Origin of the sequence: Halomicrobium urmianum, assembly GCF_020217425.1 — an archaeon.
Lineage (GTDB): Archaea > Halobacteriota > Halobacteria > Halobacteriales > Haloarculaceae > Halomicrobium > Halomicrobium urmianum.
The window spans coordinates 15,986-33,340 of sequence record NZ_CP084093.1 but is presented as its reverse complement, the minus strand read 5'-3'; the positions used below and the strand labels follow the sequence as shown (position 1 = coordinate 33,340).

The window sequence follows — 17,355 nt, the reverse complement described above, 5'->3', positions numbered from 1 at the left end:
TGCATCGTGCGCACGCGGCACGATCCAGTCCCGACCGTCGCGGTCGTGCTGGAGTCGCCAGGTGCCGTCTGCAAGTCGTCCAAGGCGATGTGGTGTGCGGAGGTTGAAGATCCTCGCGAACGCCGGCTCGGGGACGGCCTCGACGGCCGCCATTGGGTAGTTCCCCTGAAGAGCGAGCTGTCTGGCTTTCGAGACGCTCATGCCAGTAGGGGCGACGTATCTACCTATCAACCCCCATTCAAAGCCCAACTGGCTGTTGATCGGCGGTAGTATTGCGGTTGCAGTGCGGTAGCCGGACCGAGCGCCAGCGAAGGTCCGGGTGTATTTGAAATTCGTGCCCTTAGGTACACGCCCTAAAGGGGGTATGCCCAGCCGACGACAAAGCGCGACCAACAGCCCACCGTAGGCGTCGAGAGAACTGGTAATATTTCAGCAATAAAACGGCTGGAACGCGGTTGCCTTTATAAAATAAACAGGGGGCTGGATAGTGATGCCTCTATCCTGTCGGGCGTCAGCCGCTCTTATTCACGTTCCCGTCAGGCGTGCCAGTAAACGAAACTGAATCGTAGGGGTCGCCCCCGCCCTTCCTGAGGATGCTGCCGTCGACGACGATCTGCCAGCCCTTCCGGGGATTGCCGTCGCGGTCGACCCAGTCAATCAGGCCGTTCCTGATCTTCTCGGTGGGGATACCAGAGCCCTCGGCGGCCTCGAGCCCGGAGCGGAGAATCTTCATAAGCTCTCGCTCGCCGACACGCCGACCGAGCTTGAGGCGAATACGGTCTCGCTGGCTGTTGACAAGTTTGATCCCGTGGCGCTGCATCCACTTCTCAAGGGCAGAGGTGCCTTCGCCACGAAGCAGCGAATCCCGATCGACGACCTCACGAATCGCGTCTCCGGCCCATTCGGTCGTTTCGCGGACCTGCTCGAGGATATCCGTCGCGTGCTGGCGCGTAGCGTCGTCGATGAACTTGACGATCCCGTTGTCTGACTCCAGGAGCGCGGAGAACTTATCGAGGAGACGGTAGACAGCCGACGTGCTGGCGTCGGCGTTCTCGGCGAGTTCCTCGTAGTGCTGGTTCCCGCCATCGGTGAGGACCTTCGCGATCTCGAGGTCGGTATCGGTGACGTCAGCGCGAACGAACTCGCTTTCGACGTGATGCTCGGTTGCATCGCGGAGGTCAGGCAGCGGATTTGAGACGAGTTCGACCGCGTCGCCAGCGTTGCCGTCGAAGTAGGGATCTTCGTCGGTCCAGACGTCCGCGTCGGGCGTGACGGGAACGTCAGCCCAGTAGAGGATGTTGTGGACGGCCTCGTCGAGCTCAGAGACGACCTCGTCGCGCTCGTGCCAGTCGAGAGACTCGCCGGGGTGGTACTCACTGGAATAGGACATCTCGATCTTCGGATCGGCGAGCGGATCATCGTCGCGGTCCGTACTCTCTGAACGAACGTGGAATGGGTGATAGCACTTGAAATGCTTACCGTAGGACTGATCCTCAAGCAATAGGTCCCAAGTATCGGGATCGATCGCGACGCTCTGGTAGTGGCCCTCAATCTCCTCGTGGTCCCACTTGTACTCGCCACGGCCGCGCTGATCCTTTGCGAAGTCGGCAATCTCGTCGATGATGCCGCCGGACCCGGTCAGGTGATCCTGCGCGACAGCCCGATCGAGACGCCCGTAGCGTTCGAACTGGTAGATGCTGGAGTACGGGTGCGGATTTTCGTGGAAGTAATCCGGGTTCAGGCCGATGTGATCAGCGAGTGCCTGAAGCAACTCGAGCGACTCGTCGACTGAGAGGTTTGTCGTGATGGACTGGACGCGAATTGACTCCGGGCAGTCGTCAGGCATCGACTGGATCGGGTTCCCGGAGTGGACGTTCATCGCGTCGGGAAAGCCGGGCCGGAACTGGAAAACAGCGTCACGGTCTCCCCAGTCGTCGACAGCCTCGAGCTTGTACTGATATTCGTAGAGTCCGTCTTCGAACTCATCGGGATTCTCGGGATGGGCGAGCTGACCGTTCCAGTGCTTGGCACCGACGATCTCCCAAGTTTCGCCGCAGGCCTCGAACGGGCCGAGAGTCTCGTCGTGATCGGGCTCGAAGACACTGACGACGCCCCAGTACGGAGAGAGGCCGTGATCCTCCCAGAGAAGGTTCTGGCCCAGACCGTGAGTCTCGAGGCCGATCGGGTTCTCCTCCTCTACGATCATTTGTCGACCCCCCGTTGATCGGCCTCGCGATCAGCGAGATAATCGCGCCGACGCTTGATCTTGTCGCGGACGTCGCCATCGACGCCAAGGCGGCGAGCGACTGCGAGCCACGCGGCGGCGACCTCGGGCTCGCTGATGCCACGGATCCGTGGTGTCGGATCCATGTCCGTCTGCGGTGCAAGCCACCGAGCCGGGTCTTCTCCAATATCGGCCTTCAGCCGCGGGAACTCGGTGCGATCAACTTCCGCGACCTGTCCTCCGTCAGCGATGAGCCGTTGGTCGTCAGCGTCGTCAGGTGTGGGGATTCGCCCGACGCGGTCCCCCCACAGCGTTTGCAAGTGATCCCACTCGCAGTCCCGAATCGCGTCGGACGGTTCGGTAGCTGGAACGAGCGAACGTGGCCACTCACTCTGGCGATCGGAAAGCGCAGCAGGAACGATGCCGTTCTCGCCTTCGTATCCTTCGTGAGAGTAGCGGATGACGTAGGGCTCGGTGGGGTGAGCGTACCGGATCTGAAGCATCCGGCCGCCGTACTCGGTCGCCGCGCTGACGGCGTAGACGCGGGGTTTCTGGCCGGCGTCGGCGTCGACACCGTGCTCGATCCACGACTGGGGGATCGGGTGGAACTCCCAGTCGTCGACCTCGACAGGCCAGGTCACTGCTGCTCACCTCCGTCGGTGACGGGAGCATACTGCCGGTCGGCCCTGTACTCGCTCTGGCAGTCAGCGCAGAGGTCCAGATGATGCTGGTTGATCCGGATCTGGATCTTGTGCTGGTCGGGATCGATATCATCGCCGCAGTCGTCACAAGTGAGGCGGCCACCGTCGGCAGCGACCTCGGGTGATCCCTTTAGCAGCGGATCCTTCTCAGGCTTGTAGGTACGACAGCCGACCCACGGGAGATCGTCGTCTCGACGAGGACATCCCTCGTAGTGACCGTACTCGATAGGCTTGTTGGGCGACTCAGTGCAGCGTGCGAGGCAGCGCGGACAGATGAACTCCGAGTCCTTTCGGACTTCCGTGTGGCCGGTGTCGCCGATAACGGACTCGGAGCTCACGGCCGACACCTCCCTTCGTCGAGAGCAGGACAGCTTTGCTCTCCGTCCTCGATGGTGCTCCCGCAGAACTCACAGATGAGCGGGAGGGGCTGGTCGTGAGACCGGCGAGTCCGGCTCACGCCGACCACCTCCCGAACGCACCGCTCTGGAGTGGCGGAGTACAAGCGGCAAGAAGCGCCGCTTTACTTTTATACGGAGTGGGGTCGGAGGGGTATCGGTATTTCGACTTTCCGTCACTTTCTTGTCGATACGACGAGCCGTTCGACTGCCGGTTGGGGTTAGTCCTGATCATCGGGATCGAACTCCAGTCGGTCGACAAACTCCCGACGACGCTGCTCGAGCCGCTCAACGTCGTCGGCCTTGTCGTAGTAGCGACGGAGCGTATCAGGGTCAGAGTTGACGCGCTCCGCCACGGCCTCGTAGGAGAGGCCACTGTTCAGCTGCCAGGTGATGCTGCCCGTACGCACCTGATGGGGAGATCGGGAGGACGGGCAGCTACTGGCAGTGTTGCGCGCGGTCCAGTCGCAAGACCGCGGATCCTCGTCGTGCGGGCACGGAGCAGCCGCGCACGGAATCGTAGCCTGGTAAACCCAGGTCTGGAGCGTCGACGCCGCCGGGCGTCCCTGGCGACCAGACAGTAGCGGATCGCGACCGTGCTCGTCGCGCTTGTCGTAGCGGACGCCCTCCAGGTAAGCGTCGATCACCTCGCACACGGGGTCCGGAACAGCGACTGGACGCTCGCCGTGCTCCTTCTTTTTCAGCGGCGTCGACGGCAACCGGTGGCGGAACCAGAGGATCTGGTCGTCCGACCGGTAGTCGTCGAGATCGAGCGCTCGGAGGGCACCAAGCCGCGCACCCGTGAACCAGGCCAGTTCCAGTGCGACGTGACGCTCGCTGGCGTACTCAGTCGGCGAATCACGGTAGTGCTGGATTAGCCGGAACGCGCGATCGGCGTCGAGGCGGACGTCGGAGGTCTCCTCGCTCTGCTCCAGCTTCGGGATGTTGACCTTGTAGGGCAACATCTCGTCGACGGCCTCGATGCCGGCGGCGTACTCGAGGAAGACCTTGCACGCCGCCATCTGGCCCTTGATCGTCGTTGGAGCGAGGTCCTGCCCCTGCCGGAACAGCTTGAACTGCTCCAGGTGCCAGCCCGAGAGGTCGCCGACGGTCTCGATCGCCTCCTGGTCCTCGGCCCACTCGACGAACTGGCGAAGGCGGGTCTCGTAGTCGCGGAGCGTCTCGTCCGTGTAGTCGAGCTGCTTCGCGTCGAGGAACATCTCGTAGACCTCGCGGACCGACAGCTCACTCGGATCCTCGACGGGCGCACTCAAGCGCGACCACCTCCGCACTTCGACCACCCGCACTCGGGGCAGAACGGGCAGCCGCCCGACGGGTGGATGTGCTCGCTCCCGCAGTCCGGGCACTCGTTCATAGCAGCACCTTTTCGACGAGGTGGCGGGGGATCCACGTGTCAGCAGGCGAGCGCAGGCGAACGCACTCGTCGTAGATCTCGACGTGAACGTCCTCTGACCGTGTCGGAGTCGACGAGTCCCGGTGGTCGTAGTAGTAAACCGTCGCACCGTCCAGTTCTCGGAGGGGCTGGCGCTCGACGTGACCGCCGTCGGTGGCGATCTCCTCGACACGCTCTGGCTCGACGACGCCAGCGCGCACGTAGATGTCTCGCAGGTGGTCGCGATGCTCGTCGGTGTCGGGGAAGTCTGTCATGGTGAGTAGTCGAAGGCTTACTTCTCCGAGCGCGTGCCCGCAAGGCTCAGCGGTGGCGCGCGCGTCGGCATCGATGCCGTCAACAGCCGCTCCACAAACGGGACATAACCCGTAAGTAATCGATGACTGTGAAGCGGCCTTTCGTGGGGTTTGAAGACCCTGGAGTTCTATATTTCGCATCGTTGTAGTCGCGATCAACGCGGCGCCCGTGCTGCCACACGGGCGTCGACTCTTTTCCGCAACGACGCCCCGAGGAGCTCCGCGTCGATCGTAGTGACCCAATCATGGTTCATTGGATATAAATATTGGGCTATCTTTGGACCAAATAGAACCATTATATCAGGATCATGAATGCTATCGAAGACGCTTTTGACTGGCTTTTTGGCCAAGACAGTATGGGCCGTCTCCGGGCAGACTGGATGACTGGGAGTGACGATCGTATTCTGGAGTTCCTCGAAGACACGGGGGCCGGCCACAGTCTGCGCGGGATTGAGAACAACTTCGCGGAGAGGGGCCAGTCCATCTCCTACACTACTCTCAAGAGAAGAATCCCCAAGTTGGAGGAAGCTGGCTTGATCTATGAGATCGAAGGAGAGGGATCTTACTATGCGATTACTGAGAAAGGAGAGGACTATCTCCGCGAGGAGGAGGATCTCCGCGACGAACCCGAGCCTCACGTCTGACTGTCTTCGGATCACGCGGAACCCCTCCCGTCGAGATCGCTGTCGTAGGGGCCAGCGGGCGTGTGGAGCTCGACGTCGTCGCGCTCGTAGAGCCGACCAGTCTTCTGATCTCGGAGTTCGTCGAACGAGGCATCCACTTCAGGAATCCGAGCGCAGGCGGCACACCAGAAGTGGTGGTTCGTCGGCTCCCAGTCGTGGTGGCCGTTCGGACAGGTCCACTGCCACCGATCGTAGTCGTCTTCGAGGTTGATGCGCTCCTTCTGGGACATAGACAGGAGCGACCGAGGATAGCCTATGTAAAAGTGGAAATCCTTGTACGCGTAGTGAAAGTGAAAGTGGTAACCAGACTGGCTTTATCTGTAGATATAAGGTAGAAGAGAAACAGATGGGTGGCATGATCAGATCGATCTGGTACAAGCTTCGGGCGATACTACTTGCCCCGTTATGGTTGATCCGCCATTACGCACTCGCGATTCTCGCATTCCTACTGGTGTTCGGTGCAGTTCTGTACTACCTTGGAGGTCTGTAGGGACTGACCGAGAAGGACGTGGTGCGGAAACTAACTTTATAGAATCTGGTCCCCTTCAGGCAATATGGTCGACGTTGAAGGGACTCTCGCGTATGCTGCTGTCTATCTGATTGGATTTATCATAGCACCATATCTGCATGAGGGCAGTCATTGGGCTGTCGGTAAACTCGGGGATACAGGCCCGGAAGTCGACTGGCGGATCGCAAGAGGGCTTGTGCCGCAGGCTGTTCGCCATAAAAGAATAGAGACGATTGACGGCGCGATAATACGGCTTTCTGGTCTGTCTATATTCCTTTGGCTACCCCCATGGATTCTTTCGCTGGGAATCTTAGCTGTAGAGATCAACCCGCTGACGGTTCTGATTGTATTACTACCGTTTCTCGTAGTTTTTGGAATGGCGACAGAGAGTGATGTACTTGCAGTTCGCAGTCCTGAAAAGTATCGAGAACGCTCAATAGACGACGAACTTCCCGCGGATCCCGTGTTTAGTGTTAAAGTAGTGTTTGGCGTTCTACTGGTCAGTATGGTGTACGTGATGCTTCTGCACTAACTGAGTCACCTATCCGTAGTACTGTCGTCTAATCAAGCCGACGCGGCGGTCACGTACGAAGACACCGACCTCTCAGATAGTCAGGTCCGAAACATCTTCAACCGCGCCCGGGATCAAGCGGATCCGGGCGACGACATCGCACTCGCTGAGACGCCATCCGGCGATATCGCTGCCTACGTCGGTCCAGAGGCAGAGCAAGCCGCAGCGGCCGCACGCGAACAGCGCGCAGCCGAATCGATTACTTCCCAGCTGTCGGAGCGTGGGCTGGAGCGGGGCGACGACTTCGTGCTGGAGGAGACTGACTCCGGGATTCAGGCCGACATAACGCCCCAGTACTACGAAGAACAGGCAATCGAGCAGTCGGACACGCTCCAGTCTCCGGAGGACGTTCGGGTAGTCCAGGAGGGCGACCAACTCAGCGTCGAGGTCACCGAAACCGGGCAGGCCCGCGCAGAGCAAGAGCGCCTCGAGGAACGGGATCAGGCGCGTATCGCGGCGATTCAGGGGCTCCAGAGCCAGACCGACGAGAACCTGACGACTGATGACTTCGACGTCCAGATCGTCGACGGGAACGTCCAGGCTGGGCTCACAGAATCGGGCCAGGAGCGGGTGTTCGGCGAGAATGATCAGCAGTCACCGACGCCCCAGAATCCACAACGCAGCCAGCAGCGCGACCCGGAGCAGCAGATCATCGCGCAGCTGGAAGACGAGACTGGGATGGACGTCACGCGCGAGGACGTGGAGTTCGAACGCGAGGGTGGCCAAGTGACGGGCCGGCTCACGCCAGAAGCTCAACTCGATGCCCAGCAGACCGGTCCCGAGCGCCAGTTCTTCGGGGTCATCGAAGAGGCGACCGGCGTCGAAGGGCAGACAGAGCAGTCGATCGCTCAGACCATCGAGGATGCGTTCTGGATCCCCGGCGAGCCCGTCCGAGAGACGCGACAGGAAGCAGCGAACACGGTCCGCAGTGGGGTCGACTGGGTGACTGACGGGTTCGATACCGTCATCGAGAACGCTGACCAGCAGGCGGAAGACATCACGTCAGACGTGCCGTCTGGAGATCTCGGACGTGCATCCGCGGCTGTCGGCGTGACTGGCGTCGGAACGGGCGTGGGAACCGGAACCGGCGTCGGAACGGGCTTCGGGACTGGGACAGGCCTCGGCACTGGTGTCGGCGGTGCTGGCGGGACCAGCGTCGGTCTGGGCGGCGCGGCGGCTGGTGCCGTCGCCATCCCGGCACTCGCCGCCTACGGAGAGTTCTCCGACGACGGAGAGCTTCAGCCGGGGGACGCCGTCGAAGACCGGACCGAGGTCCAGGTGCCCGACCAGCAGGAGCAGACTGGCGAACTTCAGGTGCCCGAGAACCAGCAGTCAACTGAGCAGGAACTCCCGATCCGAGATCCGACGGTCACCTCTGAGATTGGGATTCCCGATCAGCAGGACCAAACTGATCCGCAGACGATCCAGACAGAACAGATCGTCATCGGCGAAGTCGGTGAACAGACTGGAGACGATGTCGTCGAGATCACGGAAGAGGACCTCGTCGACGATCGCATCTCGGAGCAGCCTGGAAATCGTGCCCCCGGGCAGCGGATCAATCAAGAGCGCGGTTCCGGAATCTCGGACCTCTACAGGCAAGGACAGCAGCGCGAAGTGACTGAGCAAGATGAACCAAGCTTCCAAGAACGAAACCTCCCGTCGCTCGTGGTCCCGGGAGAGAGCGCAGCTGAGCAGTCGTCGCAAGAAGCACAGCAGAGGTCAGATGAAGCGAGCGAACGACAAGTCCAAGAGGCAGATGAGTTAGCGGCTCAGCAGCCCGATATCGGCCAAGGAATCGGTGTCGGACCAGAGACCGGCGTTGGAGAGGGATCGACGGGTAGAGCAGATCCTCTGTCGCGACCCGGCGTCGGATCGCTGCCGCTGTTCAGAGAAGATGCCCGGACCCGCGGTTTAGAAGCTCTCGATACGGCTGCGGTTGCACAGCCTGCTCTGGCACAGCAACTCAGTAATCCGTTCGAGTCTCCTCCTGAGACAGGCCAAGGGTTCCAACAGCCCGATGAGTTCCCGAATCCGAACCAGTTCAGCAACTCCCGGAACCGACGCCGCAGGCCCCGTGATTTCGAATTCAGCGGCGCGGACGGGCCGGACCGGGGTGACGATCCGTGGTCTGCCAGTGGTGGAAGTTCGGGCAACTCGCTCACAACGGGCTGGTTCCAAGAGACGGTCGTCTCGACGGCACTCGGCCCAGATCCCGAGGCGGCCCGCGCCCCCGATCCGGAGACGCTCGAGGGCCAGCCACTCGGTCTCCGGCTGACGGGCGAACTGCCGACGGAGGCACAGGTGACCGGCGACGCGGAGACGCGCGAGGCGATCGCCGACGCCGAGGACCTGTTCACCTTCGGCGGCGACTCGAGCGAAGGAGGGTTCTGGGATGGACGTTTTTGAAGTCCCGTTTGCGCTCCTGACGTTCCTCGGGCTGGTCGCGATCGCGCCGGTCTGGTTCTGGTACATCAACAACTTCCAGACCGTCGATAGCCTGAGCCCGGAGTCAACGTTTCTGGTGAACATTACGTTCCCGCTGCTGGCGTTGCTCTACCTGGCATCGTGGCTCGAGGGTGGTCCGGCATGATGAACGACCGCGCGGCAATCCAACTGACGGATGCCATCCTGGCGTTATTCACGCTCGTCGCAATCCTCGCGATGGCACCGTTCTTCAGCAAGTTCACGTCGATGGCAGCGTCGGAAGCGGATCCGTTCAGCAGCCTGCTCCTCCAGATGACGATCCCGATCCTGCTGATCGGACTGATCCTGTCGATCGGCGCAAGTGCTCGACGAGGAGGGTAACCATGGACGACAGAGCCAGGATCACGGTGCCCGACGTCGCAATGTTCCTCGGCGCGATAGCGATGGTCGGAGCGCTGTATCCAGTTTTCGCGGCCGGCCTCGAGGATAATCTGGGCCAGATGGATCAGGGGACGATCTACCTGTTCCGTCTGATGCTGCCGCTGATGGTCCTGGTCATCTTCGGGCTCATCTTCAGGAAAGCCGCCGCGGGGGGTCGACGATGACGGACGACAGCGCGCCGAGGGCCAGGCTCGGCGTGTACGTCGTGATCGCACTCCTGCTGACGGCCGGCGTCGTCGCTGCGGCGGCCGACTACTGGACTCCGACGCGGAACGTCCCGCTCGGTCACGACGACGGGACGGACGTGATCGTCCAGTGCGAGTGCGAGGTCGACATGAGCAACTTCACGCGCGGGTCGACGATCGTGGTGAACTCCACGGCCGGGAACGCGACCGTCGACGGTGCCGCGGGGACGCGCGCCCGACTCGACAACATCGAGGGGTCGTGGACGACGGTCTCGGAAGTCGACGCCAGCACGGGAGACATCTCGATCAACCCGTCGGACAAGCAGCGCGTGACGGTCGGAGGTGGCCTCGACTCGATCGAGTGGCAACCCGAGAGCGCGACCGAACTGGACGACGGGACTGTCGACTTCCGGTACTCGGCGACCTCGTCGGCGAACGTCTCGATCGGCGGCCTCCCGGGCGACACTGACGTCGCGGCAATCGACGACCAGTCGGACGAGATTCTGGCGACCTCGACGACAAACGCGGACGGACGGGCAACGTTCCAGGGTCTGTCCAGCGGTGACCACGACATCCGGATCCGGAAGACGCCGGAGACGCTGTATATCAGGGACGAGCAGACCAACGAACTGCTTGATAACGTCTCTGCCGAGATTCGGTTCTACGTCGACGATAAGGAGTCGACGGAGGTCGTTGAACGGCAGTCCTCTGATGGGACGGTCAACTTCACCGGCCTGCCGAGCGACGCGCAGTTCGTCGCGCTAGTCGACGCGGATGGATACCTCCCACGACGAGTCTACGTCGAGTCGCTCTACCAGCAGCAGGACATGTTCCTGCTGAACGAGTCGGCCGAATACAACTCGAAGGTCTTCGAGTACAGCGATTACACTGGCCGATTCGGAGCAGACAATACGGCACTCCTCGTCCAGCGAGCGATCAACGGATCGTGGAGGACTGTCCAGGGCGACGTGATCGGATCGACGGGTGAGTACCGCGTCCAACTGGCGAATAACGTCAGGCATCGGCTCGTTGTCCTCAACACGGAGACTGGCGAGCGAATGGTCCTCGGTCCATACACTCCCATTGCGGACGGCGCACAGCAGATTCGGGTCCACGCCGACGGCGAGATCGAGATTCGCGACGTCGGGCCGATCGTCAACAACAAGCCGATGCTCGGGGTCGTCCCGGCGGGCCAGACGGACGTCACGGTCGACGTCCGCGAGCTCGACGAGTCGGTGTCGTCGTTCAACGTGACGGCGATTCGCGAGAACGAGACGAACTCGACGGTACTCGCGAACGACTCGGCGACAGGGGCCGGGAGCCTGACGCTCTCACTTGACCTCAGCAACATGAGCGACAGTACACTCGTGGTCAAGACCCAGTTCGAGATGGACTCCGGCAGAAGCGGGACCAGATACCGGAATTACTCGATCAACCGGCAGTTCGAGAATCCGAACTCGCTACTGAGCGTCGCAGGTGACGTGCCGTCGTTGCTGCCTGCTGGCGACGTGGCGGCGTTCCAGACGATGGTGTCGGTCCTGCTGTCGATCCTGATGGCGGGCGCTGTGGCGACCAACTATCGTCTCTCGTCGGAGTCGATCGGGCTGGTGGTCGTGCTGGTGCTCGCGGCGTTCAGCGTGATCGGCTGGGTACAGTACGGGCTGGTCTTCGCCTCGAGCGTGGCGTGGATCAGCTTCACCGCGCTCAGGAGGGGGATCTAACGATGCGGTTCTCGCACGTGATCCTCACGTACTTCGTGATCGGCGCAATCATGTGGGGTGGCGGTGCGATCATGTGGGACTCGGCTGGTGTCGGGGGCTTCATCATCGACGACCCGACGACCGGCGGCGTAGACGCCAACGAGTCGACCGCGGACGATCTCGAAAATATGGGTGGACCGATCCAGCAGTCGCTTCAGCAGCTGGGTGGTCCACTTCTGGCAGTTTGGAACTTCATCGTCAAATTGATCGGCTACGTGTTCTGGCCGATTACAGTCCTCCAGAGCGCGAACGCACCGCCGCGCGTGACAGTCCTGCTCGGCGGGTCGTTCTCGATGGCGTTCATCGGAGCGACTGTCCGACTGATCCGGGGGAGTGCATGATGAAGAAACGAACCAAGCAGGCGGTGGCGGCCGCGTACGTGGTCGGAGTACTGATGCTGACTGTTGTGGCCCTCACGATGGGTGGAACGGCAGCAGCCGCCAACGACGCGCCATACTACGACAACGAGAGCACTGAGGTCGGAAACGAGACGTGGATGTCGGGCGTCACCGACGGATCGCTCTCGAGCATCCTCGACATGGCGACGAGGGTCGGTCCGTTCATCATCGGGAGCGGGTTCTCAGCCCAGGGCGGCGTCGGCAGTGCCGGCGTACTCCTGACCGGCCTGCTCGTCGGTGGCGTGATGGCGGCGTCCGGGTTCCGTGCAGGTGTCGGGACGGTCGCAGGTGCGGTGATCGCCGTCGTCGCGACGTTCGCGATGTTGACGGTCGGGATCGGCCCGACGTGGGCGTACCCGGTGACGCTATTCGTCGTCGGCGTCGTCGCCGCGACGGTCCTGTTGAGAGCCATCCGCTGACTACCCGCTCCCGATGACCCGGCAAATCGGCGAGGTTGCGGGTCACCCAACGAGACAACTATGACCGACGAAGATCCCAACGAACTGCGACAGCGAGTTCGCGAACAGGAGGAGCGAATCGAGCAGCTGGAGAGCATGGTCAAGCGGATGATGCCGAACCGGCGAGACGTACTGAAGGCCGGCGGAGCGGCGGCAGGCGCTGGTCTGCTCGGCTTCGGGGCTGGAACGGCATCCGGATCGGATACGTCCTCACGTCGTGCCGGAGCGCCGGGCGACGAGGTCGACGTCTACCTCGACGAACTGAAGGATCCCAGCGGGGATGTCGTCGCCGACGTCGACGATACGGGCGCAGTCGAATTCCTGCGACCGGTCAGTGTAGAAGAGATGGCCAACGGATGGTTCTATGCTGGCGCGTACGATGGGTCTGATCCTGACAGTAGATTAGATAACGCGCTATCTGACGCTCCGAGCGAAGGGAGTCTTATCTTTCTTGAGCCGATGGAATATTCTTCTAATCGATCATTCGGTGGTATTACGCTGGTCGGTACAGGGATCAGATATCAAGATTCAACATACGTAACTGGGGATTGGACAGTCTCTGGGCCTGAGACGGCTGTTGAACGGGTCTGGCTGGGCGGCTCAATCACAGTCGATCAGCCTGATTGTTTACTCACTAAGATCCGTGGCAACGGTTCGATAACATTTAGCTCTGGAACCTCGGGTGGTGTGGCGGATACGATAGTGGGGGTGCCAGTGACAGACAACGGATCAAACACCATTGGCACTACCTCATAGTGAGAAATACTGGCCGGCTGTTTCAGTCGAGATAGTCGCGAATCTTTAGCGGGATCACGACGACTCCAGGAAGGAGCGAGGCGAAGATCCAGACGGGAGGATCAGATATCGGTGCGTTCTGGATCTGTCCGATAGAGCCAATCGTCACCTCCTGTAGCGTGGCGTTGTTGCTCGCTCGCCAGCCGGACAGGAATCCAACGACGAGCAGCAGCAAGTGAATGTAGGCGTCGAGGAGATACTCAGAAAGCGAATCCCAGTTCTCCATCATGGCTCGGCGTAGAGAACGCTCTCGGCTGCACAGAACTCGGTAGCGTAGCCGTGTGAGTTGAGCAGCCCCTCGCACATCGTCCGTGTCGACTCTCCGACCCGCTCGTCGGAGACGTCGACGACGATCTCGCAGTCGAGATCGACAGTCCCGGCGAGGACTTCTGGCTCTGCACCCTCGGCTTCGACCTTGACCAGATCCGGGTTGTATCCCCACTCGTCGACCATCGTCGTGACGGTTCGACCGTCGATCGACGTGGTGTCTCGAGCAGTGGTTCCTCGATCGAGACCGAGAGCAGAGGACTCGGGCCATCCGTGGCGAGGTCCATCTCGACAGGTTCGTCCGAGTGCCACGCGAGACGGCCGTCTACGTCCACTCTCTCGCCGACGTTGCGTCGGAGGCAGGTGGCGTTCCGTGGATCCGGTTCCACAGCGAGGATCCGCTCGTGATCGTCCTCGAGGCTGGTGGCAAGCTCGCCGATGAAAGCGCCAACGTCGACGACGTGGTCTCGGTCGCTATCGTGGAACTCGGTCGGAGTGGCACCGAAGTACTTCTCTCGAGTCCGGGTCAGTGGATCCGCGCCGATGTGTGAGAGTCGGAGTGCATCGTGCGCACGCGGCACGATCCAGTCCCGACCGTCGCGGTCGTGCTGGAGTCGCCAGGTGCCGTCTGCAAGTCGTCCAAGGCGATGTGGTGTGCGGAGGTTGAAGATCCTCGCGAACGCCGGCTCGGGGACGGCCTCGACGGCCGCCATTGGGTAGTTCCCCTGAAGAGCGAGCTGTCTGGCTTTCGAGACGCTCATGCCAGTAGGGGCGACGTATCTACCTATCAACCCCCATTCAAAGCCCAACTGGCTGTTGATCGGCGGTAGTATTGCGGTTGCAGTGCGGTAGCCGGACCGAGCGCCAGCGAAGGTCCGGGTGTATTTGAAATTCGTGCCCTTAGGTACACGCCCTAAAGGGGGTATGCCCAGCCGACGACAAAGCGCGACCAACAGCCCACCGTAGGCGTCGAGAGAACTGGTAATATTTCAGCAATAAAACGGCTGGAACGCGGTTGCCTTTATAAAATAAACAGGGGGCTGGATAGTGATGCCTCTATCCTGTCGGGCGTCAGCCGCTCTTATTCACGTTCCCGTCAGGCGTGCCAGTAAACGAAACTGAATCGTAGGGGTCGCCCCCGCCCTTCCTGAGGATGCTGCCGTCGACGACGATCTGCCAGCCCTTCCGGGGATTGCCGTCGCGGTCGACCCAGTCAATCAGGCCGTTCCTGATCTTCTCGGTGGGGATACCAGAGCCCTCGGCGGCCTCGAGCCCGGAGCGGAGAATCTTCATAAGCTCTCGCTCGCCGACACGCCGACCGAGCTTGAGGCGAATACGGTCTCGCTGGCTGTTGACAAGTTTGATCCCGTGGCGCTGCATCCACTTCTCAAGGGCAGAGGTGCCTTCGCCACGAAGCAGCGAATCCCGATCGACGACCTCACGAATCGCGTCTCCGGCCCATTCGGTCGTTTCGCGGACCTGCTCGAGGATATCCGTCGCGTGCTGGCGCGTAGCGTCGTCGATGAACTTGACGATCCCGTTGTCTGACTCCAGGAGCGCGGAGAACTTATCGAGGAGACGGTAGACAGCCGACGTGCTGGCGTCGGCGTTCTCGGCGAGTTCCTCGTAGTGCTGGTTCCCGCCATCGGTGAGGACCTTCGCGATCTCGAGGTCGGTATCGGTGACGTCAGCGCGAACGAACTCGCTTTCGACGTGATGCTCGGTTGCATCGCGGAGGTCAGGCAGCGGATTTGAGACGAGTTCGACCGCGTCGCCAGCGTTGCCGTCGAAGTAGGGATCTTCGTCGGTCCAGACGTCCGCGTCGGGCGTGACGGGAACGTCAGCCCAGTAGAGGATGTTGTGGACGGCCTCGTCGAGCTCAGAGACGACCTCGTCGCGCTCGTGCCAGTCGAGAGACTCGCCGGGGTGGTACTCACTGGAATAGGACATCTCGATCTTCGGATCGGCGAGCGGATCATCGTCGCGGTCCGTACTCTCTGAACGAACGTGGAATGGGTGATAGCACTTGAAATGCTTACCGTAGGACTGATCCTCAAGCAATAGGTCCCAAGTATCGGGATCGATCGCGACGCTCTGGTAGTGGCCCTCAATCTCCTCGTGGTCCCACTTGTACTCGCCACGGCCGCGCTGATCCTTTGCGAAGTCGGCAATCTCGTCGATGATGCCGCCGGACCCGGTCAGGTGATCCTGCGCGACAGCCCGATCGAGACGCCCGTAGCGTTCGAACTGGTAGATGCTGGAGTACGGGTGCGGATTTTCGTGGAAGTAATCCGGGTTCAGGCCGATGTGATCAGCGAGTGCCTGAAGCAACTCGAGCGACTCGTCGACTGAGAGGTTTGTCGTGATGGACTGGACGCGAATTGACTCCGGGCAGTCGTCAGGCATCGACTGGATCGGGTTCCCGGAGTGGACGTTCATCGCGTCGGGAAAGCCGGGCCGGAACTGGAAAACAGCGTCACGGTCTCCCCAGTCGTCGACAGCCTCGAGCTTGTACTGATATTCGTAGAGTCCGTCTTCGAACTCATCGGGATTCTCGGGATGGGCGAGCTGACCGTTCCAGTGCTTGGCACCGACGATCTCCCAAGTTTCGCCGCAGGCCTCGAACGGGCCGAGAGTCTCGTCGTGATCGGGCTCGAAGACACTGACGACGCCCCAGTACGGAGAGAGGCCGTGATCCTCCCAGAGAAGGTTCTGGCCCAGACCGTGAGTCTCGAGGCCGATCGGGTTCTCCTCCTCTACGATCATTTGTCGACCCCCCGTTGATCGGCCTCGCGATCAGCGAGATAATCGCGCCGACGCTTGATCTTGTCGCGGACGTCGCCATCGACGCCAAGGCGGCGAGCGACTGCGAGCCACGCGGCGGCGACCTCGGGCTCGCTGATGCCACGGATCCGTGGTGTCGGATCCATGTCCGTCTGCGGTGCAAGCCACCGAGCCGGGTCTTCTCCAATATCGGCCTTCAGCCGCGGGAACTCGGTGCGATCAACTTCCGCGACCTGTCCTCCGTCAGCGATGAGCCGTTGGTCGTCAGCGTCGTCAGGTGTGGGGATTCGCCCGACGCGGTCCCCCCACAGCGTTTGCAAGTGATCCCACTCGCAGTCCCGAATCGCGTCGGACGGTTCGGTAGCTGGAACGAGCGAACGTGGCCACTCACTCTGGCGATCGGAAAGCGCAGCAGGAACGATGCCGTTCTCGCCTTCGTATCCTTCGTGAGAGTAGCGGATGACGTAGGGCTCGGTGGGGTGAGCGTACCGGATCTGAAGCATCCGGCCGCCGTACTCGGTCGCCGCGCTGACGGCGTAGACGCGGGGTTTCTGGCCGGCGTCGGCGTCGACACCGTGCTCGATCCACGACTGGGGGATCGGGTGGAACTCCCAGTCGTCGACCTCGACAGGCCAGGTCACTGCTGCTCACCTCCGTCGGTGACGGGAGCATACTGCCGGTCGGCCCTGTACTCGCTCTGGCAGTCAGCGCAGAGGTCCAGATGATGCTGGTTGATCCGGATCTGGATCTTGTGCTGGTCGGGATCGATATCATCGCCGCAGTCGTCACAAGTGAGGCGGCCACCGTCGGCAGCGACCTCGGGTGATCCCTTTAGCAGCGGATCCTTCTCAGGCTTGTAGGTACGACAGCCGACCCACGGGAGATCGTCGTCTCGACGAGGACATCCCTCGTAGTGACCGTACTCGATAGGCTTGTTGGGCGACTCAGTGCAGCGTGCGAGGCAGCGCGGACAGATGAACTCCGAGTCCTTTCGGACTTCCGTGTGGCCGGTGTCGCCGATAACGGACTCGGAGCTCACGGCCGACACCTCCCT

The 17,355-nt window shown here is 61.5% G+C and carries 22 protein-coding genes; 11 read left to right on the top strand and 11 right to left on the bottom strand.

What is annotated here, in order from left to right; all coding sequences use genetic code 11:
- Positions 1 to 511: 511 nt before the first annotated feature.
- The 5 genes from LCY71_RS20970 to LCY71_RS20950 all read right to left on the bottom strand — a co-directional run bounded on the left by LCY71_RS20970 (position 512) and on the right by LCY71_RS20950 (position 4,988).
- Positions 512 to 2,206, bottom strand: a complete 1,695-nt coding sequence (locus tag LCY71_RS20970) for a DUF7845 domain-containing protein (protein ID WP_225334240.1) — start codon at positions 2,204 to 2,206, stop codon at positions 512 to 514.
- Complete coding sequence (locus LCY71_RS20965; RefSeq protein ID WP_225334239.1) at positions 2,203 to 2,865, bottom strand: hypothetical protein; 663 nt, start codon at positions 2,863 to 2,865, stop codon at positions 2,203 to 2,205. Before LCY71_RS20965 ends, LCY71_RS20970 begins: the two co-directional genes overlap by 4 nt.
- Entirely contained in the window at positions 2,862 to 3,263 is a 402-nt protein-coding gene (locus tag LCY71_RS20960) for a hypothetical protein (protein ID WP_225334238.1), read from the bottom strand. Before LCY71_RS20960 ends, LCY71_RS20965 begins: the two co-directional genes overlap by 4 nt.
- 278 nt (positions 3,264 to 3,541) lie before the next feature.
- Complete coding sequence (locus LCY71_RS20955; RefSeq protein WP_225334272.1) at positions 3,542 to 4,594, bottom strand: tyrosine-type recombinase/integrase; 1,053 nt, start codon at positions 4,592 to 4,594, stop codon at positions 3,542 to 3,544.
- Positions 4,595 to 4,691: 97 nt separating this feature from the next.
- Positions 4,692 to 4,988: a hypothetical protein gene (locus tag LCY71_RS20950; RefSeq protein ID WP_225334271.1), complete on the bottom strand. Its 297-nt coding sequence runs from the start codon at positions 4,986 to 4,988 to the stop codon at positions 4,692 to 4,694.
- 347 nt (positions 4,989 to 5,335) lie between these two features.
- On the opposite strand from LCY71_RS20950, the gene LCY71_RS20945 reads away from it, so the two are divergent.
- Complete coding sequence (locus LCY71_RS20945) at positions 5,336 to 5,671, top strand: winged helix-turn-helix domain-containing protein (protein WP_225334270.1); 336 nt, start codon at positions 5,336 to 5,338, stop codon at positions 5,669 to 5,671.
- Positions 5,672 to 5,682: 11 nt separating this feature from the next.
- Here the strand turns inward: LCY71_RS20945 and LCY71_RS20940 are convergent, their stop codons facing one another.
- The gene (locus LCY71_RS20940; protein WP_225334269.1) at positions 5,683 to 5,940 is read right to left on the bottom strand and encodes a hypothetical protein; all 258 of its coding nucleotides are present in this window, start codon (positions 5,938 to 5,940) and stop codon (positions 5,683 to 5,685) included.
- A gap of 324 nt (positions 5,941 to 6,264) precedes the next feature.
- Between LCY71_RS20940 and LCY71_RS20935 the strand changes: the two genes are divergently transcribed.
- From LCY71_RS20935 to LCY71_RS20895, 9 genes are all read left to right on the top strand, one after another.
- Positions 6,265 to 6,750 (top strand): hypothetical protein, encoded by a 486-nt coding sequence (locus tag LCY71_RS20935; RefSeq protein ID WP_225334268.1) that lies wholly within the window; start codon positions 6,265 to 6,267, stop codon positions 6,748 to 6,750.
- A gap of 285 nt (positions 6,751 to 7,035) precedes the next feature.
- Positions 7,036 to 9,195: a hypothetical protein gene (locus LCY71_RS20930; RefSeq protein WP_225336648.1), complete on the top strand. Its 2,160-nt coding sequence runs from the start codon at positions 7,036 to 7,038 to the stop codon at positions 9,193 to 9,195.
- Positions 9,182 to 9,379, top strand: a complete 198-nt coding sequence (locus LCY71_RS20925) for a hypothetical protein (RefSeq protein WP_225334250.1) — start codon at positions 9,182 to 9,184, stop codon at positions 9,377 to 9,379. The genes LCY71_RS20930 and LCY71_RS20925 overlap by 14 nt, the downstream gene beginning before the upstream one ends.
- Positions 9,376 to 9,594, top strand: coding sequence for a hypothetical protein (locus LCY71_RS20920; RefSeq protein WP_225334249.1), 219 nt, complete (start codon positions 9,376 to 9,378; stop codon positions 9,592 to 9,594). The genes LCY71_RS20925 and LCY71_RS20920 overlap by 4 nt, the downstream gene beginning before the upstream one ends.
- A gap of 2 nt (positions 9,595 to 9,596) precedes the next feature.
- Positions 9,597 to 9,818, top strand: a complete 222-nt coding sequence (locus tag LCY71_RS20915; RefSeq protein ID WP_225334248.1) for a hypothetical protein — start codon at positions 9,597 to 9,599, stop codon at positions 9,816 to 9,818.
- Complete coding sequence (locus LCY71_RS20910) at positions 9,815 to 11,560, top strand: hypothetical protein (RefSeq protein ID WP_225334247.1); 1,746 nt, start codon at positions 9,815 to 9,817, stop codon at positions 11,558 to 11,560. The genes LCY71_RS20915 and LCY71_RS20910 overlap by 4 nt, the downstream gene beginning before the upstream one ends.
- 2 nt (positions 11,561 to 11,562) lie before the next feature.
- Positions 11,563 to 11,940: a hypothetical protein gene (locus LCY71_RS20905; protein WP_225334246.1), complete on the top strand. Its 378-nt coding sequence runs from the start codon at positions 11,563 to 11,565 to the stop codon at positions 11,938 to 11,940.
- Entirely contained in the window at positions 11,937 to 12,416 is a 480-nt protein-coding gene (locus tag LCY71_RS20900; RefSeq protein ID WP_225334245.1) for a hypothetical protein, read from the top strand. Before LCY71_RS20905 ends, LCY71_RS20900 begins: the two co-directional genes overlap by 4 nt.
- Before the next feature lie 60 nt (positions 12,417 to 12,476).
- Positions 12,477 to 13,211 carry a twin-arginine translocation signal domain-containing protein gene (locus LCY71_RS20895; RefSeq protein WP_225334244.1) on the top strand — a complete coding sequence of 245 codons (735 nt, stop codon included), beginning with the start codon at positions 12,477 to 12,479 and terminating at the stop codon, positions 13,209 to 13,211.
- Between the two features lie 22 nt (positions 13,212 to 13,233).
- Here the strand turns inward: LCY71_RS20895 and LCY71_RS20890 are convergent, their stop codons facing one another.
- Together LCY71_RS20890 and LCY71_RS20885 are read right to left on the bottom strand one after the other, a co-directional pair.
- Positions 13,234 to 13,479, bottom strand: a complete 246-nt coding sequence (locus tag LCY71_RS20890; protein WP_225334243.1) for a hypothetical protein — start codon at positions 13,477 to 13,479, stop codon at positions 13,234 to 13,236.
- Positions 13,476 to 13,703 carry a hypothetical protein gene (locus LCY71_RS20885; protein WP_225334242.1) on the bottom strand — a complete coding sequence of 76 codons (228 nt, stop codon included), beginning with the start codon at positions 13,701 to 13,703 and terminating at the stop codon, positions 13,476 to 13,478. The genes LCY71_RS20890 and LCY71_RS20885 overlap by 4 nt, the downstream gene beginning before the upstream one ends.
- 119 nt (positions 13,704 to 13,822) lie before the next feature.
- Here LCY71_RS20885 and LCY71_RS20880 point away from each other — a divergent pair, with 119 nt between their 5' ends.
- Complete coding sequence (locus LCY71_RS20880; protein ID WP_225334241.1) at positions 13,823 to 14,068, top strand: hypothetical protein; 246 nt, start codon at positions 13,823 to 13,825, stop codon at positions 14,066 to 14,068.
- 520 nt (positions 14,069 to 14,588) lie between these two features.
- Here LCY71_RS20880 and LCY71_RS20875 read toward each other — a convergent pair.
- Genes LCY71_RS20875 through LCY71_RS20865 form a run of 3 tightly spaced genes read right to left on the bottom strand, consistent with a single transcriptional unit; the run spans position 14,589 to position 17,340 of the window.
- The gene (locus tag LCY71_RS20875; RefSeq protein ID WP_225334240.1) at positions 14,589 to 16,283 is read right to left on the bottom strand and encodes a DUF7845 domain-containing protein; all 1,695 of its coding nucleotides are present in this window, start codon (positions 16,281 to 16,283) and stop codon (positions 14,589 to 14,591) included.
- Entirely contained in the window at positions 16,280 to 16,942 is a 663-nt protein-coding gene (locus LCY71_RS20870; RefSeq protein ID WP_225334239.1) for a hypothetical protein, read from the bottom strand. The genes LCY71_RS20875 and LCY71_RS20870 overlap by 4 nt, the downstream gene beginning before the upstream one ends.
- Positions 16,939 to 17,340, bottom strand: a complete 402-nt coding sequence (locus tag LCY71_RS20865; RefSeq protein WP_225334238.1) for a hypothetical protein — start codon at positions 17,338 to 17,340, stop codon at positions 16,939 to 16,941. Before LCY71_RS20865 ends, LCY71_RS20870 begins: the two co-directional genes overlap by 4 nt.
- Positions 17,341 to 17,355: the final 15 nt, after the last annotated feature.

Coding starts and splice junctions, on each gene's coding strand:
- LCY71_RS20970 (WP_225334240.1), bottom strand. CDS start 2,206: ATGATCGTAGAGGAGGAGAACCCGATCGGCCTCGAGACTCACGGTCTG.
- LCY71_RS20950 (WP_225334271.1), bottom strand. CDS start 4,988: ATGACAGACTTCCCCGACACCGACGAGCATCGCGACCACCTGCGAGAC.
- LCY71_RS20945 (WP_225334270.1), top strand. CDS start 5,336: ATGAATGCTATCGAAGACGCTTTTGACTGGCTTTTTGGCCAAGACAGT.
- LCY71_RS20940 (WP_225334269.1), bottom strand. CDS start 5,940: ATGTCCCAGAAGGAGCGCATCAACCTCGAAGACGACTACGATCGGTGG.
- LCY71_RS20935 (WP_225334268.1), top strand. CDS start 6,265: ATGGTCGACGTTGAAGGGACTCTCGCGTATGCTGCTGTCTATCTGATT.
- LCY71_RS20925 (WP_225334250.1), top strand. CDS start 9,182: ATGGACGTTTTTGAAGTCCCGTTTGCGCTCCTGACGTTCCTCGGGCTG.
- LCY71_RS20920 (WP_225334249.1), top strand. CDS start 9,376: ATGATGAACGACCGCGCGGCAATCCAACTGACGGATGCCATCCTGGCG.
- LCY71_RS20915 (WP_225334248.1), top strand. CDS start 9,597: ATGGACGACAGAGCCAGGATCACGGTGCCCGACGTCGCAATGTTCCTC.
- LCY71_RS20910 (WP_225334247.1), top strand. CDS start 9,815: ATGACGGACGACAGCGCGCCGAGGGCCAGGCTCGGCGTGTACGTCGTG.
- LCY71_RS20905 (WP_225334246.1), top strand. CDS start 11,563: ATGCGGTTCTCGCACGTGATCCTCACGTACTTCGTGATCGGCGCAATC.
- LCY71_RS20900 (WP_225334245.1), top strand. CDS start 11,937: ATGATGAAGAAACGAACCAAGCAGGCGGTGGCGGCCGCGTACGTGGTC.
- LCY71_RS20895 (WP_225334244.1), top strand. CDS start 12,477: ATGACCGACGAAGATCCCAACGAACTGCGACAGCGAGTTCGCGAACAG.
- LCY71_RS20890 (WP_225334243.1), bottom strand. CDS start 13,479: ATGATGGAGAACTGGGATTCGCTTTCTGAGTATCTCCTCGACGCCTAC.
- LCY71_RS20885 (WP_225334242.1), bottom strand. CDS start 13,703: ATGGTCGACGAGTGGGGATACAACCCGGATCTGGTCAAGGTCGAAGCC.
- LCY71_RS20875 (WP_225334240.1), bottom strand. CDS start 16,283: ATGATCGTAGAGGAGGAGAACCCGATCGGCCTCGAGACTCACGGTCTG.